This is a genomic window from Saccharopolyspora erythraea (assembly GCF_018141105.1).
Taxonomy (GTDB): domain Bacteria; phylum Actinomycetota; class Actinomycetes; order Mycobacteriales; family Pseudonocardiaceae; genus Saccharopolyspora_D; species Saccharopolyspora_D erythraea_A.
Map to the genome: position 1 here is coordinate 6,731,562 of NZ_CP054839.1, position 20,197 is coordinate 6,751,758.

General features: G+C 71.2%; 19 protein-coding genes and 1 pseudogene. 8 read left to right on the forward strand and 12 right to left on the reverse strand.

All coding sequences use genetic code 11. From position 1 onward, the window contains the following. Positions 1-82: 82 nt before the first annotated feature. On the reverse strand, positions 83-1,351 hold the full coding sequence (locus tag HUO13_RS30055; RefSeq protein WP_249124180.1) for a CynX/NimT family MFS transporter: 1,269 nt from the start codon (positions 1,349-1,351) through the stop codon (positions 83-85). 88 nt (positions 1,352-1,439) lie between these two features. Here HUO13_RS30055 and HUO13_RS30060 point away from each other — a divergent pair, with 88 nt between their 5' ends. Further along, positions 1,440-2,123 (forward strand): FadR/GntR family transcriptional regulator, encoded by a 684-nt coding sequence (locus HUO13_RS30060; RefSeq protein ID WP_249124181.1) that lies wholly within the window; start codon positions 1,440-1,442, stop codon positions 2,121-2,123. A 325-nt stretch (positions 2,124-2,448) separates the two neighbouring features. On the opposite strand, the gene HUO13_RS30065 is transcribed toward HUO13_RS30060, so the two are convergent. Next, entirely contained in the window at positions 2,449-2,709 is a 261-nt protein-coding gene (locus HUO13_RS30065) for a type II toxin-antitoxin system Phd/YefM family antitoxin (RefSeq protein WP_211898326.1), read from the reverse strand. Positions 2,710-2,719: 10 nt separating this feature from the next. Continuing rightward, positions 2,720-4,279 (reverse strand): cobyric acid synthase, encoded by a 1,560-nt coding sequence (locus HUO13_RS30070; RefSeq protein ID WP_211898327.1) that lies wholly within the window; start codon positions 4,277-4,279, stop codon positions 2,720-2,722. Positions 4,280-4,472: 193 nt separating this feature from the next. Between HUO13_RS30070 and HUO13_RS30075 the strand changes: the two are divergent. The 4 genes and pseudogenes from HUO13_RS30075 to HUO13_RS30090 all read left to right on the forward strand — a co-directional run. Continuing rightward, positions 4,473-4,865 (forward strand): annotated as a pseudogene (locus HUO13_RS30075) (YbaB/EbfC family nucleoid-associated protein); the annotation flags it as partial. Next, positions 4,862-5,176 (forward strand): type VII secretion target, encoded by a 315-nt coding sequence (locus HUO13_RS30080; RefSeq protein ID WP_211898328.1) that lies wholly within the window; start codon positions 4,862-4,864, stop codon positions 5,174-5,176. The pseudogene HUO13_RS30075 and the gene HUO13_RS30080, both read left to right, overlap by 4 nt. Then, a complete protein-coding gene (locus tag HUO13_RS30085) occupies positions 5,166-6,233 on the forward strand; it encodes a WXG100 family type VII secretion target (protein ID WP_211898329.1) in 1,068 nt (355 codons plus the stop codon). The genes HUO13_RS30080 and HUO13_RS30085 overlap by 11 nt, the downstream gene beginning before the upstream one ends. 20 nt (positions 6,234-6,253) lie before the next feature. Continuing rightward, positions 6,254-6,874 (forward strand): DUF6346 domain-containing protein, encoded by a 621-nt coding sequence (locus tag HUO13_RS30090; protein WP_211898330.1) that lies wholly within the window; start codon positions 6,254-6,256, stop codon positions 6,872-6,874. A 6-nt stretch (positions 6,875-6,880) separates the two neighbouring features. Here HUO13_RS30090 and HUO13_RS30095 read toward each other — a convergent pair whose 3' ends face one another. The 7 genes from HUO13_RS30095 to dxr all read right to left on the reverse strand — a co-directional run bounded on the left by HUO13_RS30095 (position 6,881) and on the right by dxr (position 15,534). Then, entirely contained in the window at positions 6,881-7,432 is a 552-nt protein-coding gene (locus tag HUO13_RS30095) for a hypothetical protein (protein ID WP_211898331.1), read from the reverse strand. A 5-nt stretch (positions 7,433-7,437) separates the two neighbouring features. Further along, positions 7,438-8,295 (reverse strand): type I methionyl aminopeptidase, encoded by an 858-nt coding sequence (map, locus tag HUO13_RS30100; RefSeq protein WP_211898332.1) that lies wholly within the window; start codon positions 8,293-8,295, stop codon positions 7,438-7,440. A gap of 95 nt (positions 8,296-8,390) precedes the next feature. Next, on the reverse strand, positions 8,391-10,163 hold the full coding sequence (locus tag HUO13_RS30105; protein ID WP_211903260.1) for a penicillin-binding transpeptidase domain-containing protein: 1,773 nt from the start codon (positions 10,161-10,163) through the stop codon (positions 8,391-8,393). A 240-nt stretch (positions 10,164-10,403) separates the two neighbouring features. Beyond that, the gene (locus HUO13_RS30110; RefSeq protein WP_211898333.1) at positions 10,404-11,240 is read right to left on the reverse strand and encodes a GNAT family N-acetyltransferase; all 837 of its coding nucleotides are present in this window, start codon (positions 11,238-11,240) and stop codon (positions 10,404-10,406) included. Between the two features lie 302 nt (positions 11,241-11,542). Then, positions 11,543-12,700, reverse strand: coding sequence for a flavodoxin-dependent (E)-4-hydroxy-3-methylbut-2-enyl-diphosphate synthase (gene ispG / locus HUO13_RS30115; protein WP_211898334.1), 1,158 nt, complete (start codon positions 12,698-12,700; stop codon positions 11,543-11,545). Positions 12,701-12,987: 287 nt separating this feature from the next. Then, a complete protein-coding gene (locus tag HUO13_RS30120) occupies positions 12,988-14,259 on the reverse strand; it encodes a M50 family metallopeptidase (RefSeq protein WP_211898335.1) in 1,272 nt (423 codons plus the stop codon). Next, on the reverse strand, positions 14,260-15,534 hold the full coding sequence (dxr, locus tag HUO13_RS30125; protein ID WP_249124182.1) for a 1-deoxy-D-xylulose-5-phosphate reductoisomerase: 1,275 nt from the start codon (positions 15,532-15,534) through the stop codon (positions 14,260-14,262). 112 nt (positions 15,535-15,646) lie between these two features. Between dxr and HUO13_RS30130 the strand changes: the two genes are divergently transcribed. From HUO13_RS30130 to HUO13_RS30140, 3 genes are all read left to right on the forward strand, one after another. Then, entirely contained in the window at positions 15,647-15,919 is a 273-nt protein-coding gene (locus HUO13_RS30130; RefSeq protein WP_009943687.1) for a GlsB/YeaQ/YmgE family stress response membrane protein, read from the forward strand. Between the two features lie 168 nt (positions 15,920-16,087). Further along, a complete protein-coding gene (locus HUO13_RS30135) occupies positions 16,088-16,399 on the forward strand; it encodes a DUF2631 domain-containing protein (RefSeq protein ID WP_432757781.1) in 312 nt (103 codons plus the stop codon). Between the two features lie 152 nt (positions 16,400-16,551). Continuing rightward, positions 16,552-17,430: an aminoglycoside phosphotransferase family protein gene (locus HUO13_RS30140; RefSeq protein ID WP_211898336.1), complete on the forward strand. Its 879-nt coding sequence runs from the start codon at positions 16,552-16,554 to the stop codon at positions 17,428-17,430. 57 nt (positions 17,431-17,487) lie between these two features. Here the strand turns inward: HUO13_RS30140 and HUO13_RS30145 are convergent, their stop codons facing one another. Beyond that, positions 17,488-18,915, reverse strand: coding sequence for an aldehyde dehydrogenase family protein (locus HUO13_RS30145; protein ID WP_211898337.1), 1,428 nt, complete (start codon positions 18,913-18,915; stop codon positions 17,488-17,490). Between the two features lie 149 nt (positions 18,916-19,064). Continuing rightward, the gene (gene speB, locus HUO13_RS30150) at positions 19,065-20,066 is read right to left on the reverse strand and encodes an agmatinase (protein ID WP_211898338.1); all 1,002 of its coding nucleotides are present in this window, start codon (positions 20,064-20,066) and stop codon (positions 19,065-19,067) included. Between the last annotated feature and the right edge of the window lie 131 nt (positions 20,067-20,197).

A 20,197-nucleotide genomic window follows, 5' to 3' on the forward strand; every position in this document is an offset into this window, starting at 1 on the left:
CGCGCCCCACCGGCGTTTCCGGCCGCATGTCTAGCGCTTTCCGCGGGCGATCGCGCCGCGTTCCGCCGTCGCCCTACCGCGTTCAGATGGTGCGGGGGCGTCCCGCGACGATGCCGATGCAGCCCTGGATCAGCACGATCGCCAGCACGATCGCCAGCGAAACGGTCCAGCCGCCCGTCACGTCGTGCATGACGCCGAACATGAAGGGGCCGACCGAGGCGATCAGGTAGCCGAAGCTCTGCGACATCGCCGAGAGCTGGCCGGTGTCGGCGGCGTTGCTGGTCCGCAGTGAGATGAACACCAGCGCCAGCGGGAACGCGCTCAGTCCCACGCCGAGCAGCAGCGCCCATAGCAGCGGGGCGCTCTGCGGCGCGACCAGCAGTCCCACGACGCCGCTCGCCGTCAGCACCGCGAGCCCGACGGCCCAGCCGGACTGCCCCCGCGTCCGGGTGACCAGCGGCGGCAGGATCATGTTGAGCGGCACGCCGACCAGCAGCAGCACGCCGAGCAGGGCGCCCGCCGTGGTGGCGTCGACGCCGGCGCTCTTGAACACCTCGGGCATCCAGCCCATCACCACATACGCGACCAGCGACTGCATCGCGAAGTAGGCGGTGATCGCCCACGCCAGCGGGCTGCGCATCAGCGAACGGCGCCCGCCCTGCGCCGCCGTGCCGGTGACCTGCCTGGACGCGGCATGGCGCCGGGTCGCTGGGACCCACACGCAGAACGCGGCGAGCGCCACGACCGCCCAGGTGGCCAGGGCCAGCTGCCAGCTGCCCGTCGAGTGCTGCAACATCGGCGTCAGCGCCGAGCCCACGGCACCGCCCGCGGCCATCGTGGTGGTGTAGAGGCCGGTGGCCATGCCGACCCGGTTGGGGAAGGCCTCCTTGACCACCACCGGGATCAGCACGTTGCACATCGCGATCGAGGCGCAGACCAGCACCGTCCCGGCCAGGACCGTCCACGGTCCGTCGACCACGCGCAGCACCATCGCCGCGGTCAGCACCGCCAGCGAGACGCCGATCACCCGGCTCATGCCCCAGCGCCTCGCCAGCAGCGGGGCGGCGATGCCCGCCGCGCCGAAGCACAGGGTCGGCACCGAGGTGACGATGCTGGCCCACGTGCTGCTGCTGCCGAGGGAGTCGCGCACCTCACCCAGCACCGACGCGAGGCTGGTGACCGCCGGGCGCATGTTGGCCGCCGCCAGCGCGACACCGGCGAGGAGCAGCCCACCTCCGGCCACCGCCGTGTGCCGGTTGGGCAGCACCGCCTCGGAGGCACCGTCGTTCTCCAGCCGCAGCGCATCGGGGTGCGGGGCGTGCGGAGGAGAGCTGGCATCCTGGTCGGTCACATGGTCAGGGACATGCTGGCTGCGCGACTCTATGGACATCGCGTACTAGTATGTCAAACGTAGGATGTTTGGACGAAAGGACGTCTACGTGCCCTTGGTCACCACCAAGCGGACCGGGCTGGTCGATCAGGTGATCGACCAGTTCCGGGAGCTCATGGCCTCCGGCGAGTGGCCGCTGGGCAGCCGCATCCCGCCCGAAAGCGAGCTGGTCACGGGCCTCGGGGTCGGCCGCAACACCGTGCGCGAGGCGATCCGGGCGCTCTCCCACTCCGGCCTGCTCGAGGTGCGCCAGGGGGACGGCACCTTCGTCCGGGCAACCAGTGAGATCTCCGGTGCCGTGCGCAAGCTGTGCGGGTCGGAGCTGCGCCACGTCCTCGAAGTGCGCCGCGCGCTGGAGGTCGAAGGCGCCCGGCTGGCGGCAAGCGCCCGGACCGACGAGGACGTCCGCGATCTCGGAGTCGCCCTGCGCGACCGGGACGAGGCGGTCCGGCGCATGGACCGCGAGACGGTGATCACCAAGGACGCCGACTTCCACCTCCGGCTCGTGCAGGCCTCGCACAACCCGGTGCTGATCGGCCTCTACGAGGGCCTGAGCGAGGCGGTCCGCTCCAGCGTCGCATCGGCGTTCGACCCGGAGATCCCGCCCGAGGAGCACGTCTCCCACACGGAGCTGGTGGCCGCCGTCCGCGACCGCGCCCCCGACCGGGCCGCCGCCGAGGCAGGCGGCTTCCTGGACGAGCTGCTGGCCCAGACGCCCAGCACGGACGACTAGCGCGGCGGCGGAGCGGCGGCAGCCGGGCTGCGGAGCTGCTGGCGGGGCAGCCAGTAGGACGGCCGAGCCGCGAAGTGGCGGCCGACAGCGAAGCGGCGAAGCACCAGTTGGCCGGGCAACGGAACGGCGGCCGGCCGTCGCGCAGCGGAGCGCTGGCCGGCTGGGCTACGGCCGACCGTCGGGCAGCGCTGGGCTACTGAGCGGCGGGCAGCAGCGCCCGCCCGACGGCGGACGTCCTGCCCGAGCGCCCGGACACGCACGCAGGCGCCGGGAACGTGGTCCGGACCTGCGGTCCCACGCGACTAGGTCACGTGGGGCAGCCCGGTCAGTAGTCCGTGCCCACGTCGAAGGAAGCGCCGCCGGAGTCGAGAGACGCACCGCCGGCGTCGCCGGCGACCGGGGCGAGCCACGCCGCCCCGACGACGCCGCCCGCCAGCGCGGTCGTCGCACCCCGACCACCGGTTGCCTGCAGGCGGACGGAAGGTGCGCCGAACCGGGTGATCACGATGTCCTCACCCGACTCCGCCCGGTCGATCAGCTCCGCCAACCGTTCCTGGGCTTCAGCGATGGTGAACTCAGCGGCCATGTGGCAGACGTTACTCGGAACCGCCGCCGGAGCGCAGCGCCGCGTGACTGCCTGCACCCGGCGGGAGCAACGGGAGCCCGGCCGGGGCGCCGCCTTCGAGCAGCCGCCGGATCGCGTCGGTGTCGAGGTGCTTCTCAACCAGGTCGCCGAGCAGGTCGAGCTGACCGGCGCGGATCGCGGCGAACGACGTGTCATCGGCCGCGACGAAGCCGTCGCGGCCCGCGCACCCGGCCGCCCAGGTCAGCAACTTCCTGCGGAAACCGTCGTTCTCGAACAGGCCGTGCCAGTGCGTGCCCGCCACCGACCCGCGGAGCGCGCCCTCGTCCTCGCCGTCGGGCAGCCGGACCAGACCAGTGAGGTCGTCGCCTCGGCGCACCGGCACACCGTGGTGGATCTCGTAGCCGTGCACCGGCTCCCCGAAGGCCGTTCCTGACGGCCTGCGCAGCGTCTTGGCCTCCGCGAACTCGATCTCCAGGTCGAGCATCCCGAGGCCGTCGACCACCCCGGCCCCCGACTCCACCTGGTCGGTTATGCGGCGGGTCAGCATCTGGAAGCCACCGCAGATGCCGACGACCGGCAGCCCCGCCCCGGCGTGCGCGCGGATCGCGTCGGCGAGTCCGGTGTCGTGCAGCCAACCGAGGTCGGCGACGGTCGACTTCGACCCGGGTAGCACCACGAGGTCCGCGTCGGTCAGCCGCGACGGCTCGGTCACGAACCGGACCGCGACCCCCGGCTCGGCCGCCAGGGCCTCGACGTCGGTGGCGTTGGAGATCCGCGGCAGCCTCGGCACCGCCACCCGCAGCCACTGCGAGCCGCGCGGCGGAGCCGGGCGGCCCACCACGCCGTCGGCGACGTAGGAGAGCGAGTCCTCGGCATCGAGCCACAGGTCCTCGGCCCACGGCAGCACGCCGTGTACCGGCCGGCCGGTCAGCGCGCGGAGCTGGTCGAGCCCGGAGTCCAGCAGGGCGGGGTCGCCGCGGAACTTGTTGATCACGAAACCGCCGACCAGCGCCTGGTCGGCCGCGTCGAGCAGCGCCAGCGTGCCGAAGAGCTGGGCGAACACCCCGCCCCGGTCGATGTCGCCGACCACCAGCACCGGCAGCCCCGCGGCCCTGGCCAGCCCCATGTTGGCGATGTCGGTGGCGCGCAGGTTGATCTCCGCCGGGGAACCGGCGCCCTCGCAGATCACGTGGTCGTGCTCGGCGCGCAGACCATCCAAAGTGGACACCACGGTGTCCAGGAGGGCCGCCTTGCGCTCCCGGTAGGACATCGCGGTCACCTCGCCGCTGACCTGCCCGAGCACCACCACCTGCGACCTGCGGTCGCTGCCCGGCTTGAGCAGCACCGGGTTGAACCGCACCGACGGCTCCAGACCGCACGCCGCGGCCTGCACCGCCTGCGCCCGTCCGATCTCACCGCCGTCCGGCGTCACCACCGAGTTGTTCGACATGTTCTGCGCCTTGAACGGCGCCACGCGGGCTCCGGTGCGGGCCAGCCACCGGCAGACACCGGCCGCGACCACGCTCTTGCCGGCATCCGACGTCGTCCCGGCGATCAGCAGCGCGTTCACATCAGCCTTCCTACCCCACTGCGCCGCCCGCTCCACCAGTCGGTCGTGAACCTTGCGGAACCAAGTCGCGGACGCTTACGTCCCTATGTCCGAAATCAACTAGCCTGCTCCGACGAACGCGCACCGCACGGACCCGAGGAGACCCATGCACCCCGACGACTGGCTGTCCCAGTAAAGCGCCAAGCTCCAGAAGGTCAAGGAGGACACCGACCGCGCCCGCGGCCAGCTCAGCGAGGTAGGCGGGTCGGCGACGTCACAGGACGGCCAGGTCACCGTGCGTGTCAACAGCAGCGGCGTGCTGGAGGACATCCAGTTCGGCCGTGACTTCCAGCACCCCCAGCCCGAGAAGGTGCGCGAGTCGATCATGGAATGCGTCCGCAGGGCCCAGCGCGAGGCGGCCGGCCAGATGATGGACGTGATGCAGCGGTTCGTCGGCGAGGGCGACGCGCTGGAGTTCGTCAAGAGCAACCTGCCGCACGGCTACGCGGGTGACGGCACCGACGATGACGCCGCTCCCGGCGGCCGCGGCGGCAACGAGATCGACGACGACTTCGACGACAACTCCGGCGGGAGGTACCTGCGGTGAGCGACGACGGGTTCCGGGCGGACGTACCGACGATCAAGGAACACGCGGGCAAGGTCCAGGGCTTCACCGAACGCGTCAAGACGGCGCACGGCGCGGCGCAGACCTCGATGAGTTCCGACGCCTTCGGCGTATTCGGTCAGTTTCTCGCCCAAGCGGTGATCACCCAGTGCAACGAGGTCAAGTCGACCATCGAAAGCGGCGGGAAGTCGCTCGACTCGATCAAAAAGGCCCTGGATGACACAGCCGCCGACTACGAGGCCACCGACCAGGAGAGCGGTGCCATCCTGAAGGAGGTTGAAGGTGGCTTCTGAAGACGCTCTCGTCGTCACCGGAGACGAGGCAGCCAAGGAATCGGAAGAGAAGGGCACCGCAAACCCCTTCAGCGGAGCGGGCGGCTTCGAGAACGTCTACGGCATCGGCCAGTCCATTTCGAACGGTGACTGGGACTCGGTCGGCCTCAACGCGATGGGAGCGGGTGTCGACGCGGTCGGCCTCGCCGCTGATCCGCTGGGAACCCTGTTGAGCTGGGGATTCGGGTGGGTCATCGACAACGTTTCCTTCATCAAGGAACCTTTCAACGACCTGATGGGCGACCCGGACGCCATTTCCGGCATGGCGGCAAGCTGGGAGAAGATCGGCACCGAACTCAAGGGGGCCGGTAAGGAATACGGCCAGTCGGTCAGTGCCACTACCCAGTGGGAAGGCAAATCGGCGGACGCCTACAGGAAGCTTGGAGAGGACGGCGCCAAAGCGATCGATGCCATGGCTGAAGCCAGCACCGCCATGAAATCAGCGGTCGAGGGCGCGCAGGTCGTTGTCGCGGCTGTACGCGGCATCGTGCGCGACCTCATCGCGGGGGCTGTCGCTGAAATCGTCAGCGCCCTGCTGAAATGGGCCGCCGCCGCGGCGGCCACCGCCGGTATCGCAGCGGGAGGGGCCATCGCCGATGCGATCCGCATCGCGCTCAAGTGGGCCGACAAGATCTCCGAATGGATGAACAAGCTCGGCACGGTTCTCAAGAACCTCTGGAACAAGCTCGACGAACTCGGTTCGGCCGCCGCGTCGATCCGCAAGGGCATCGACGGCTTCTTCCACAACCTGGGCAACATGCCGGGAATCGCTCCGAAGCAGAGCGCCATCACGGAGCAGAGCCTCACCGACGCTGCGCGCAAGATCGCTCCGAGCACCACCACGGGCAGTGCAGCGAGTCGAGGATTCATGGCCGGTGGCAGTGAGTTCATGCCCTCCTTCAGGGGCAACATCTTCGAAGCGGGATGGACGGACGGGGGCGCGAGCAAACTCGGCTACGAAGCTGTCAAAGAGACGGCGAAGCTGGACGACGGCAAGGACGAAGTGGCAGACCACTAGCAACAGATTCAGGAATTGCTGTGCTCAAATCGGACAACCTCGCGGTCCGGCTTGGCAAGATGATCGCCGGCTTCATCGTCGTCGCGGTCCTTGTGATGCTCTGGCCGACCATCGTCTTCTCCTTCCCGACGATGAAGGACAAACCGAACGCGACCGCCGACGTGAAGTCGTGCGAGGACACCGGCCCCGTCACGCGACGCGGCTTCGGCCACAACTGGAACTGCGTCGCGACGATCCGGGACGACGAGACCGGGCAGACATGGACCACGTCCATCGACATGAACTTCTTCACCCCCGACGAGATCGGTGAACCACAGCGACTGACGTGGGGATACGGTGGCGGACGCGGGAACATCAACACGGACAAGCGCACCTATACGCAAGCCGAGGGCTTCTCCAGCGGCACGGTGACGATGATTTCGATCGTCGCCGCCGGAGTTCTCGGCATCCCCGCGCTGTGGATGTTCTCCAAGTCCGTCGTCTGGTCGTTCAGCCAGGCCGAGCAGCGGAAATTCTGGGAGAAGATCCACGGCTCGCCGGAGGAGCGCGCCGCGAAGAAGAAAAAGGACCAGGAGTTCTGGGACCAGATGCGCCGCAACCGGGAGCAGCGCAAGCAGGCCCGGCAGCAGCGCAAGGGCTGAACCGCCTCAGCGCAGCAGGTCCGGCCGGTGCGCCGAGATCGCCTGGGCGAGCCGCCGCGCGGTGGCTCGCCCAGGGAGGTCGACGGTGCAGGGCCCGGCGTCGGTGGCCTTGACGAGCTTGCCGTGGCGCTGCGCGAAGTTCGCATCGCCCGGATACAGCTCCAGCGCGGCAGGGAGGCTGTTGGCCTTCGGGTCGTCCTTCGGCTTGGGCTGCGGCTCACCGCGGACCGCGCGCAGCTCCGTCCACGCGACGAGGTCGGTCTCGTTCCAGCTGCTGAACCACATGCCGCGCTCGTCGACGTGCACGCGGTGCGTGCGGGAGAGCACGAACAGCGACCCCACGAGGAACAGCAGTGCGAGCGGGCCGACCAGGATGATCATCACCCACGGCACGAACGGGTTGAACTCGCGAGCCGCCTGGTCCGGCGTGAGCAGGTAGAAGACGAAGATCCCGGCGAAGGCGCACAGTCCGAGCGCCCCGGCGAGCATGCCCCAGCCGTACCGGTACCGGACCACCGTCGCGTTCTCGCCGGGCGCCAGGCCGCTGTGCGTCGACATGTGCGTCAGGGCAGGGTGAGGATCTCGTTGCCGTCCTCGGTGATGAGGATGGTGTGCTCGAACTGCGCCGTCCAGCTCTTGTCCTTGGTGGTCACCGTCCAGCCATCGCTCCACATGTCGTACTCGTGGGTGCCGAGGGTGATCATCGGCTCGATGGTGAAGGTCATGCCGGGCTCCAGCACGGTCTGCACCGACGGCTCGTCGTAGTGCAGGACGACCAGGCCGCTGTGGAACGCGCGGCCGATGCCGTGCCCGGTGAAGTCGCGGACCACGCCGTAGCCGAAGCGCTTGGCGTAGGACTCGATGACCCGGCCGATCACGTTGAGCTGCCGCCCGGGCCTGGCGGCCTTGATCGCGCGCATCGTCGCCTCGCGGGTGCGCTCGACCAGCAGCCGCACCTCCTCCGACACGTCACCGGCGAGGAAGGTCGCGTTGGTGTCGCCGTGCACGCCCCCGACGTAACCGGTGACGTCGACGTTGACGATGTCGCCGTCCTCGATCACCGTCGAGTCCGGGATGCCGTGGCAGATGACCTCGTTCAGCGATGTGCAGCAGGACTTCGGGAACCCCCGGTAGCCCAGCGTCGACGGGTACACGCCGTGGTCGAGGAAGAACTCGTGCACGACCGCGTCGATGTGGTCGGTGGTGACGCCGGGGCGCACCGCCTCGCCTGCGGCCACCAGGGCCTGCGCGGCCAGCTTGCCCGCCACCCGCATCGCCTCGACGACCTCGGGCGGCTGGACGTAGGGCTCGGTGTTGCGCTTCGGAGCCGCCTTGCCGACGTACTCGGGACGCTCGATGGTCTTGGGGACCTGTCGGTGTGGCGTCTGCACACCTGGCTCAAGGGGGGCTCTTACCGGCATGTCCTCACTCTAAAACGTCCGGTGCGCGCCCGGCCGCGCACCGGTCCGCAACCCGGTGCGCGCATGACGAATCCCACACGTCGGCGTGGTGGGCGTCACGGCGCGGCGGAGAGGAACCGCTTGGCCGCCTCGATCGCCGGGCCGGACGTCCCGGCGTCGGTGACCAGCACCGCGAACGCCAGGTCGCCCCGATAGCCGACGAACCAGCCGTGCGAGTGCGTGCCGTCGCCGAACTGCGCGGTACCGGTCTTGCCCGCGACCTCCCCGGACCCGGCCAGAGCGGTCGCGGTGCCCGAGGTGACGACCTCGCGCATCATCGGCCGGAGCTGGTCGAGGGTGCGCTGGGAGAGCGGCTGCGGCGTCGCGTCGACCTTGGTCTGGGTGCCCTGCACCAGCGTCGGGACCGGCATCGAGCCGTTGGCCACCGTCGCCGCGGCCAGCGCCATCCCGAACGGGCTCGCCAGCACCTTGCCCTGCCCGATGCCGTTCTCGGCGCGCTGCACGGTCGCCTCGGCCTCCGGGGCGGCACCGGTGATCGTGGTGGCACCGGTCATCTCGAAGTCCACCCCGACGCCCAGGCGCTTGGCCGCGTCGGTCAGGGCGCCGGTGCGCTGGTCGACCGAGAGCTGCGCGAACGTCGTGTTGCAGGACTTCGCGAAGGCGGTCCGCAGCGGGACGGTACCGAGGTCGAACTCCTTGTCGTTGGGGATGACCCGGCCGTCGAACGGCTTCTTGGGCGGGCACTGCACCGGGGTGTCGATGCCGATCCCGCCCGACTCCAGCGCGGCCGCCGCCGTCGCGATCTTGAAGGTCGAGCCGGGCGGGTACTGGCCGGTCAGCGCGACCGCGCCCTGCGCGTCGGCCGGGGCGTTCTGCGCCACCGCGAGCACCTCACCGTTGGAGGGGCGCAGCGCGACCATCATCGCCGCCTGCGGCACCGGGTCCACTGCCCCTTCCGCGGCGCGCTGCGCCCGGTCGCTGAGCGTGGAGTGCACCGCGGGCACCGGGCGCGCCGGAACGTCGTGCAGCGTCCGCACCACGGCTCCGTTGAAGTCGTTGCGGGCGACCACGCGCCAGCCGGTACCGGCCTGGATCTGGTCGTCCACCGTCCTGGCCAGTCCGGCGAGCACCTGCGAGCCGTAGCCGCGCTCGGCGGTGACCAGCTTCTCCTGCGCCGGGAACCTGACACCCGGCAGGTTGTAGACACCGGACCTGACGCGCTCGTAGTCGGCCTGCCGCAGCGTCACCACCGCGTAGGGCTGGCCGGCGGGCGTCCTGGCCACGCCATCCATGATCGACTGCTGGGTGATCGCGGGCTCGACGCTGCTCAGCGCCGCCGCGAGCCTGCCCGCGACGCCGGGCACGTCCCCGGCCTCCTGCGGGTTCAGGCTCACCGTCACCAGCTGCTCGAGGCCCATGAGCTGCACCCCGTCGCGGTCGAGCACCGGCCCCGGGTCGGGCCGCTGCTCCTGGAAGGCGAGCGTCTGCTGGGCGCCGAGGTCGGGGTGGATCACCGACGGGGCCCAGCGGACCTTCCAGCCCTGGTCGTCCTCGACCAGTTGCATCGAGGCCGGGTAGGACCAGCTGCGGCCGTCACCGAAATCCCAGGTCAGGTCGTAGTTCGCGGTCGCGGTGTCGGCTTCCTCGACCTTGCCAAGCTTGGCCGTGGCCGCCTTCGGAGCCAGGGCCTCGCGGTTGGCCTCCAGCACCGGCCGCGCCGCGTCGGGAGCGTTGGTGCGGGCAGCCGCCCCGGCCACGTCACCCGCGGTGTAGGCCCGCAGGAACGCCGAAGCCACGTCGCCGGCGGAAGGACCGGAGTCGAAGACCCCGCAGCCCGCGGTCGGCAGCAACAGCAGCAGCCCGGCCATCAGCCCGAAGATCCGGTAGGAACACACGCCGCGAGTATGCCCAAGATCCCCCGCCCGGGTCACCCGTGATTGGCCACCGGGCTGTGCGTCAACGCCCGGAGCAGGGCCGATGCCGAACGGGGTGACTTGGAACATGGCGTCTGGAACGGGGCCGATCCGCAAAGGACCGTTCGCGACGCGCCGACACGCCGGTCAGAGAGCGCGCCGACACGCCGGTCGGAAAGCGCGCCGACGGGTCGGTCAGAACAGGACGGTCGCGAACGAGCCGAGCTCCTGGAACCCGACCTTGCGGTAGGCGATCCGGGCACCGATGTTGAAGTCGTTGACGTACAGGCTCGCGGTGCGCCGGAGCCCGCGCACCAGCCGGTCGGCCACCGCCGCGGTGCCCGCCGTGCCGATCCCGGTGCTGCGGCGGTCCGGATGCACCCAGACGCCCTGGATCTGCCCCACCGACCGCGACATCGCCCCGATCTCGGCCTTGAAGACCACCTGGCCGCCCTCGATGCGGGCGAAGGCCCGGCCGCCGGCGATCAGCTCGGCGACCCGCGCCCGGTAGCCTGCCGCTCCCCCGTCGCTGGACGGGTCGATGCCGACCTCCTCGGTGAACATCGCCACCGCGGCGGGCAGGTAGATGTCGAGCTCGTCGGGGCGAACCGGCCGGACCAGCGGGTCGGGGGCCACGCTGGGCGGCCCCGAGAGCACCATCAGCGGCTGCTCCGCCCGTACCTCGCGGGCCGGACCCCACTGCGGCTCCAGCTCCGCCCACAGGTTGAGGACCTGCTCGGCCGGGCCGACCAGCGACGAGCAGACGCGGCGGCGGCGCAGGGCCCGGTCGGCGAAGGCCCGCATGGCGTCCGGCCGCCCACGCAGCGGGATCAGGTTCACGCCGGAGAAGCACAGCCCGTCGAGCTTGCTGCCGTAGCCCCACAGTTCGCCACCGAGCCGGAGCGGGTGGACACCGGCCACCTCGACCCGCGACGCGACCATGCATGCCGCGACGGGGTCGGAGTCCAGCACCGAGCGGACACCGACCGCGTCCCGTTCCTCCAGAAGCCGGGCACCGGCGAGCTTGAGCACGCGCCAAGACTGCCAGAAATGGTGCGCACGAGGCTGTACCGCCCGGCACAGCAATCCCCATCTCGCCGCCGCACTCACCCGAAAGGAGTAGCGCGGCGCGTCGGCCGGGCCGGAAATCGCGACCCGCGGACGCGACGCGCCGAGTTCCGGGCGAAGCACGCGAACCCCGATCGGGAACCGGTCAGCCGACGGTGACCGCGCCTGGCGACCACGCCCGCCCGGTCAGCCGGGCAAGCCGCTCGAGTCTCCGAGGGACAGCGCCCCGGGCGGCCGGGCAAGCCGCCCCGGCACGCGAGCGCGGGTCAGCCGACGGTGACGACCGGAGCGCCGGAGTCGGCCTCCTCGGCGGACTCCATGCCCTCGGCGATGCGCATGGCCTCCTCGATGAGGGTCTCCACGATCTGGTGCTCGGGCACGGTCTTGATGACCTCGCCCTTGACGAAGATCTGGCCCTTGCCGTTGCCGGAGGCCACGCCGAGGTCGGCCTCGCGGGCCTCACCGGGACCGTTCACCACACAGCCCATCACCGCCACGCGCAGCGGCACCTCCATGCCCTCCAGGCCCGCGGTGACCTCGTCGGCGAGCTTGTAGACGTCGACCTGGGCGCGGCCGCAGGACGGGCAGGAGACGATCTCCAGCTTGCGCGGGCGCAGGTTCAGCGACTGCAGGATCTGCGCGCCGACCTTGATCTCCTCGACCGGCGGGGCCGACAGCGACACCCGGATGGTGTCGCCGATGCCCTGGCGCAGCAGCGCGCCGAAGGCCACCGCCGACTTGATCGTGCCCTGGAACGCCGGCCCGGCCTCGGTGACGCCCAGGTGCAGCGGGTAGTCGCACTGCTCGGCCAGGAGCTCGTAGGCGCGCACCATCACGACCGGGTCGTTGTGCTTGACCGAGATCTTGATGTCGTGGAAGTCGTGCTCGGCGAACAGGCTCGCCTCCCACAGCGCCGACTCGGCCAGCGCCTCCGGGGTGGCCTTGCCGTGCTTCTTGAGCAGCCGCGGGTCGAGCGAACCGGCGTTGACGCCGATCCGGATCGGCGTGCCGTGGTCCTTGGCGGCCTGCGCGATCTCCTTGACCTGGTCGTCGAACTTGCGGATGTTGCCGGGGTTGACCCGCACGCCCGCGCAGCCCGCCTCGATCGCGGCGAAGACGTACTTGGGCTGGAAGTGGATGTCGGCGATGACCGGGATCTGCGACTTCTTGGCGATCGCGGGCAGCGCCTCGGCGTCGTCGGCGCTCGGGCAGGCGACCCTGACGATGTCGCAGCCGGAGGCTGTCAGCTCGGCGATCTGCTGCAGGGTGCCGTTGATGTCCGCCGTGTTGGTCGTGGTCATGCTCTGCACCGAGATGGGGTGCTCACTGCCCACGCCGACCGGCCCAACCTTGAGTTGGCGGGTCTTGCGCCGTTCGGCCAGCACCGGGAGCGGCGCGGCGGGCATGCCCAGGTCGACGGTCATCGATTCCTCTCCACCTCTGCGCGACGATTTCGGACGTCGGGATCCACGATACCGGCGGTCTCTCACCCACCTGGAGCCGGAAACCCCTCACCTGCATCACGGTCCGTGATCATTCACCGGCGGGACACCGCGCGGCAGCCCCGACGCCACACGAGCGCGTGACGCAGCGATGACCACCGCGCTGACGCGGACACCTTTCGCGTTCGATGCACCAACCCGCATGGCCGCAGTTGCCACACGTGCGTGTGGTGGCCCTTGCGCGGCCCCCGGCGACCCGGGCACGGGCGCTAGAAGATCGTCACCGGGTTGACGATGTCGGCCACCAGCACCAGCAGCGAGTAGGCGATGAACACCAGGCTGACGCCGTAGGCCAGCGGCATGAGCCGCGCGGTGTCGAACGGCCCCGGATCGGGCCTGCGGACCAGCTTGGCGAACTTCCGCCGGACCGACTCCCACAGCGCCCCGGCGATGTGCCCGCCGTCCAGCGGCAGGATCGGCAGCATGTTCAGCACGAACAGCGAGAGGTTCACCCCGGCCAGCAGGTTGAACATCATCACGATCCGCGCGCCCACGGAGAACTGGTCGTAGGACAGCACCTCGCCGCCGAGCCTGCTGGCGCCGACGATGCCGACCGGCGAGTCGTCCTGGCGTTCGCCGCCGAAGATCGCCGAGACCAGGTCCGGCACCCGCTGCGGCAGCTCGACGACCTTCTGCACGGTCATGCCGATCATCTCGCCCATGGTGTTGACCACACCGGGGATGTCCTGCTTGACCAGCGCCGTCGTCGGTGCCAGGCCGAGGAAGCCGACCTTGACCATCTCGTCGGTGTCCTCGAGGTTGGGCATCTCGTTCTGCACCAGGCTCGGGTGCAGGGTCAGCCGGTGGCCGTCGCGTTCGACGACCACGGGGACCGTGCCGCTGGACTGCCTGATGGCGAGCTGGAGCTCGTCCCAGGAGGCGTAGGGGCGCCCGTTGAACTCGACGATCTTGTCACCGGCCTGGAAGCCGGCCGCCGCGGCGGGGGTTCGCGGGGCGTCCGGCGGGCACTGCGCGGTCGCGGGCAGCACGCACTCGCTCACCCTGCCGACCGTGGTCGTCGGCTCGGCGGTGCCGTAGCCCATCAGGATCCCGGAGAAGATCACCACGGCCAGGATCAGGTTCATGAACGGGCCGCCGAACATCACGATGACGCGCTTCCACGGCTTGCGCTGGTAGAACTGCCGGTGCGCGTCCTCGGGGCGGACCTCCTCCGCGACGGCCTGCCGGGCGTCCTCGATCATCGTGCGCCACGGCGAGGACGAGGCCGAGCGGCCGTACTCCTCGTCCTTCTTCGGCGGGAACATCCCGATCATGCGGATGTAGCCGCCGAACGGGATGAGCTTGAGCCCGTACTCGGTCTCGCCCTTCTTGCGGGACCAGATCGTGCGGCCGAAGCCGACCATGTACTGGGTGACCTTGACGCCGAAGAGCTTGGCCCACATCAGGTGGCCGAGCTCGTGCCAGGCGATCGAGAGCAGCAACCCGACGAAGAAGATCAGGATGCCCAGGACGACCAGCATCTAGTTCGACCTCCCTGCCGCGGCCAGCTCCCGGGCGCGCACCCGCGCCCACTCCTCGGCCGCGAAGACCTCTTCCACACTCGCCGGCTCGGCCCGCCACTGGTCCGCCTCGGAGAGCACCTCACCGACAGTGTGCACGATCGATGTGAAACCGAGGTTGCCCGCGACGAAGGCGGCCAGCGCCTCCTCGTTGGCGGCGTTGTAGATCGCGGGCAGGCCGCCTCCCGTGCTGCCCGCGTGCCTGGCCAGCTCCACCGCCGGGAACGCCTCGTTGTCGACCGGCTCGAAGGTCCAGGACATCGCCTCGGTGAACGACAGCGCCGGTGCCGCGCCGGGTACCCGGTTCGGCCAGTCCAGGCCGAGCGCGATCGGCAGCCGCATGTTCGGCGGGCTGGCCTGGGCCAGCGTCGAGCCGTCGGTGAAGGTCACCATCGAGTGCACGATCGACTGCGGGTGCACCACCACGTCGATGCGCTCGTAGGGGATGCCGAACAGCAGGTGCGCCTCGATCAGCTCCAGGCCCTTGTTGACCAGGGTCGCCGAGTTGATGGTCACCACGCTGCCCATCGACCAGGTCGGATGGGCCAGCGCCTGCTCCAGGGTCACCTCGCGCAGCTCCTCGGCGCGGCGCCCGCGGAACGGCCCGCCCGATGCGGTCAGCACCAGCCGGTCGACCTCGTGGGCACGGCCGCCGAGCAGGCACTGGGCCAGCGCGGAGTGCTCGGAGTCGACCGGGACGATCTGGCCCGGCTTCGCGGCCCGCAGCACCAGCGAGCCGCCCGCGATCAGCGACTCCTTGTTGGCCAGCGCGAGCTGGGCGCCGGAAGCCAGCGCGGCCAGCGTCGGCTTCAGGCCGCGCGAGCCGTCGACGCCGTTGAGCACCACGTCGGCCGGTGTGGTCTCGACCAGCTCGGTGGCGGCGTCGGGGCCGGCCAGCAGGCGCGGCAGCTTGAAGTCGCCCGCCGCGTAGCCGAGGCGCTGCGCCTCGGCGTAGAGCGCGAGCTGCACGTCCTCGACCGCGGTGCCCTTGGCCACGGCGACGGCGCCGACGCCGAACTCCAGGGCCTGCGCGGCCAGCGCGGCGGGGTCGCTGCCTCCCGCCGCGATCCCGGCGACGCGGAACCAGTCCGGGTTCTGCCGGATCACGTCCAACGCCTGGGTTCCGATCGACCCGGTCGAGCCGAGCACGACCACGGTCCGTGGCTCGCCGCGCGCCGGAGGAGCCGGTGCGGCTGCGGGGTCTGGGTGCGGGTTCACGGGAGGCATCGCGGCCATTGTCCCCGAAGGGTGTAAGGGGCCGTCGCTCCTGGTGCGCGAAGCACGGTCCGCAGTCACGATCGGGGTAGGCCGGTGTCGGGCCTAACCGCAGGCAGGAAGGGGTTGAGCCATGGGCATCATCGGATGGATCGTGCTCGGACTCATCGTGGGCGCCATCGCGAAGGCCATCATGCCCGGCAAGGACCCGGGTGGGATCCTCGTCACGATGCTGCTGGGGGTCGTCGGCGCGTTCTTGGGCGGTCTGATCGGCAACTTCATCTTCGGCGTCGGCATCGACCGGTTCTGGTCGCTCAGCACCTGGCTGCTGGCGATCCTGGGGTCGGTGATCGTGCTGGGCATCTACCGGGCCGTGGTCGGCCGCAAGGCCGTCGGCAAGGGCTGACGACGGGCGCACCGGAGCCGACCGCTCAGCGCCAGGCGCCACCGCGGTCGGCGCGGGACGCTGCGGGCTCCGGACCCCGGCGGCAGATCGCCCTGCGGCACGCGACGCGCGGTGTGCGAGGATGAGCCCGCGCGGACCCGTCGTCGCGCGAGCAAGGATCCCGGCCGGGTGGCCGGTGTTGCACAGGAGGGCATCGTGGCGAGCACCGAGCTGGAGAAGAAGCCCAGCCAGGCCATCGACCCGGCCGAGGAGCCGTCGGTCGAGTGGGGTTGGCACGGAGGTTTCCCGAAGGGGACCCAGATCGCCGGCTGGTTCTCCGTCTTCGCCGTGCTGGTGATGCTCATCGGCAACCACCAGGGCATCCTCAGCGGTGGCGGACAGTTCAAGACCGAGGACGGCTGGCTGGTCGCGATCGCCGCCGCGCTGGCAATCGGCCTGCTGATGGACCTGCGCCGCAAGCGCACCTCCTGGCGCCGCTGACTCCGGCCGCACGGAGCTGACCAGGGCCGTCCCCGCGCGGGGCGGCCCTTCGTCGCGTCCGGACCGCCCGACGCGTGCACGCCGTCGGCCCGGGCACCACCCCGACTCCTTCCACGACCTCGCAACGGCCGTTCCCGAAGGAGATCGAAAACATGCTCATCGACGTACCCGACGCGCTGCTCGCCGCGCACGGCCACGACTGGGCGGCAGCCCTGCCCGGTTTGGTCGCGGACCTGCTGGACCGCTGGGACCTGCGGCCGGACGGTCCGGCCCGGCACGGAATGGCCGGCCTGGTCCTGCCGGTGACCAGGACGGGCGAGCCCGCCGTGCTGAAGCTCCAGCCCGAGCACACCGCCGCCGCTATCGGCCTGCGGGCGTGGGACGGGCGCGGCGCGGTGCGACTACTCGACCACGCCCCCGACCGCGGCGCGATGCTGCTGGAACGCCTGGACGCGTCCCGGCCGCTGTCAGTGCTGCCCGACGACACCGCCGCCACGCAGGTGCTCGCCGAGCTGCTGGCGCGCCTGGGCGCAGTGCCCGCGCCGCCAGGGCTTCCGCACCTGTCCGACGTCGCGGCCGCGATGCTCGCCGAGGTGCCGGGCGCCCTGCCCGCGCTGCCCGACGCCGGCGAGCGCCGGCTACTGCGCATTTGCGCGGCCGCCGTGGCCGAAGTGCTCGACGAGCCGGGCGATCGGCTGCTGCACTGGGACCTGCACCACGACAACGTTCTCGCCGGTCAGCGCGAACCGTGGTTGGCCATCGACCCCGAACCGCTGGTCGGCGACCCGGGTTTCGACCTGTGGCCCGCGCTGGACGGCCGCTGGGACGCCGTGACGGCCACCGCTGAACCCAAGCGCGCGGTGCTGCGGCGCTTCGACCTGCTCACCGGAGTGCTCGGGCTCGACCGCCGCCGCGCCGCGGCATGGACGCTCGGCCGGGTGCTGCAAAACGCGCTGTGGGAGGTCGAGGACGGCAAGCACGCGCTGCCGCCCGCCGACGTCGTCATCGCCCGGGCCCTGCTGAGCCGCTGATACGCCAGCGCCGCGCGCCGCGGGAGCGACGCGCGGCGCTGGCCGGGTTCGGCTTGCTCAGAGGGTGATGCCGGTCAGCACGGTGACGCGCTCCTCGGTGAGGTCGGTCATCGCCGCACGGACCCCTTCGCGGCCCACGCCGGACTCCTTCACCCCGCCGTAGGGCATCTGATCGGCTCGGAAGCTCGGCACGTCGCCGACGATCACGCCGCCGACCTCCAGCTCGGCCGACGCGCGGAACGCCGTCTGGAGGTCCTTGGTGAACACTCCGGTCTGCAGGCCGAACCGGGATGCGTTGACCTCGGCGAACGCCTCGTCCACCGAGTCGACCGGCGCGATGGTCAGCACCGGCCCGAAGACCTCCTCGCAGGAGACCTTCGTGTCCGCGGGCACGTCGGCCAGCACCGTCGGCGCATAGGTGCTGCCCTCGCGGACGCCGCCGGTGAGCAGGCGGGCACCCGCCTCGACGGCCTCGTCCACCCACTGCTCGACGCGCTCCGCGGCGGCGGTGTCGATCAGCGGGCCGACCCTGGTGGCCTCGCCGCGCGGGTCGCCGGTGCCCTGCGCCTCGACGGCCTTGACGATGCGGGCGACCAGTTCGTCGTAGACGTCGCGGTGGGCGAAGACGCGCTGCACCGAGATGCACGACTGCCCGGCCTGGTACATCGCGAAGGTGGCGATGCGCTCGGCGGCGAAGTCCAGGTCGGTCCAGTCCGGGCAGACCACCGCCGCGGCGTTGCCGCCGAGTTCGAGGGTGACGTGCTTGTGCGGGGCTGCGGCCTGGATGCCGAAGCCGACCGGGCCGGACCCGGTGAAGGACACCACGGGGAGCCGAGGGTCGGCGACCAGCTCGGCCGCCTTCTCGTTGGTGGTGGTGACGATGGACCAGGAACCGGCGGGCAGGTCGGTCTCGGCCAGGATCTCACCGAGCACCAGAGCCGACAGCGGGGTTTTCGGCGCGGGCTTGAGCACGATCGGCACGCCCGCCGCCAGCGCCGGGGCGATCTTGTGCACGACCAGGTTCAGCGGGAAGTTGAACGGCGCGATGCCGAGCACCGGTCCGCGCGGCACCCGGCGGACCAGGGCCATCCGGCCGGTGCCGCCGGGGTCGGTGTCCAGGCGCTGGAGCTCGCCGGAAAACCGGCGGGCCTCCTCGGCTGCCCAGCGGAAGGTCGAGATCGCGCGGTTGACCTCGGCGCGGGCCCAGAACACCGGCTTGCCGTTCTCGGCGGTGATGAGGTCGGCGATCTCGGCGGCCCGCTCGCCCAGCCTCCGCACGACGTGGTCCAGCGCCGCGGCGCGGGCGTGCGCGGGCAGCGCGGCGAACTCGCCGCGGCACGCGTGCGCGGCGGCCACGGCGCGCTCGACGTCGGCGTCGGTGGCGTAGCACGCCGTCGCGACGGCGGAGCCGTCGTAGGGGTGGCGCACCTCGAACGTCGCGTCGCTCGTCGCGGCATGGCCGGCGATCCAGTACCCGGTGACCATGGGCGTTTCCTTCCTCGGTCCGTTCCTGCGCCTGCGACGCTACGAGCGCGGCACGCGCACCAGCAGTGCCAATCCGTCCATCCCGGGGCGGGGCGGTTGTACGCATTGGCCAGGGGCGCGGGCGGTCCCCGCCCGCGCCCCGACAGCCGTCAGCGACCTTCGAGCAGCGGACGCGCCGGGTTCACCGGCACGCCCCGGCGGCGGGCGGCGATGGCCGACAGCGCCTCGAGCACCACCCGGTTGCCGAGCGCGACGGTGATGTCGGCGTGGTCGTACGGCGGGGACACCTCCACCACCTCGACGCCGACCACCGGCAGCTCCAGGCACAGCCTGCGCACCGAGTCGAGCAGCTGGCGCGAGGTGAAGCCGCCGGGCTCGGGGGTGCCGGTACCCGGTGCCATGCCCGGGTCGACGACGTCGATGTCGACGGAGATGAACACGCCGTCGCAGTCGTCGAGGGCGATGCGCGACGCCTCGGTCAGCACGTCGTCCAGGCCCCGGTCGACGATCTCGGCCATCTCGAAGCACCGCATGCCCTGCCGGGCCATCCACTCCAGGGTCTCCGGCTCCGGCCAGTACCCGCGCAGGCCGAGCTGGAGGAACCGGTCGCCCCGGCACGCGCCGGACTCCAGCAGCCGCCGCATCGGCGTGCCGTGGCCGACCAGCTCGCCGTGGATGATGTCGCCGGTGTCGGCGTGGGCGTCGAAGTGCACCACCGACACCCGCCCCCAGCCGTGATGGCGGGCGACGCCGGTGATGTCGGCCAGCGCGATGGTGTGGTCGCCGCCGATGCACACCGGGATCGCGCCCGCCGCGCACACCTTGCGCACCGCCTCGCCGATGCGCTCCAGGGACTTCTCGGTGTCGCCTGCGGGCATCAGGACGTCGCCCACGTCGACGATCTTCAGCTCCTGCAACGGGTCGACCCGCAGCGACAGGTGCGGCCGGGAGCCGTCGTGCGGCAGGTAGTCGCAGCCGCGGATCGCCATCGGCCCCATCCGGCAGCCGGACCGGTGCCCGGTGCCGCCGTCGAAGGGCGCGCCGATGATGACGACGTCGGCGTCGGCGTAGGTGGATTCGTCGTCGAGGTCGGCCTTGGGCACCCCGAGGTAGGTGAAGTCGGGGCCGTGCATGTTGCCGATCCTGGTCATGGTCACTCCTGTTCGGACATCGCGGATCGGGTCCGCTGCGCTCGAGGGCAGTGCGAGCCCGATCACTGCCCTGTCGGGAGTGGTCGTCGAAGAGAGCCGACGGAGCCGGACGTGCCTACGCACTCCGTCGT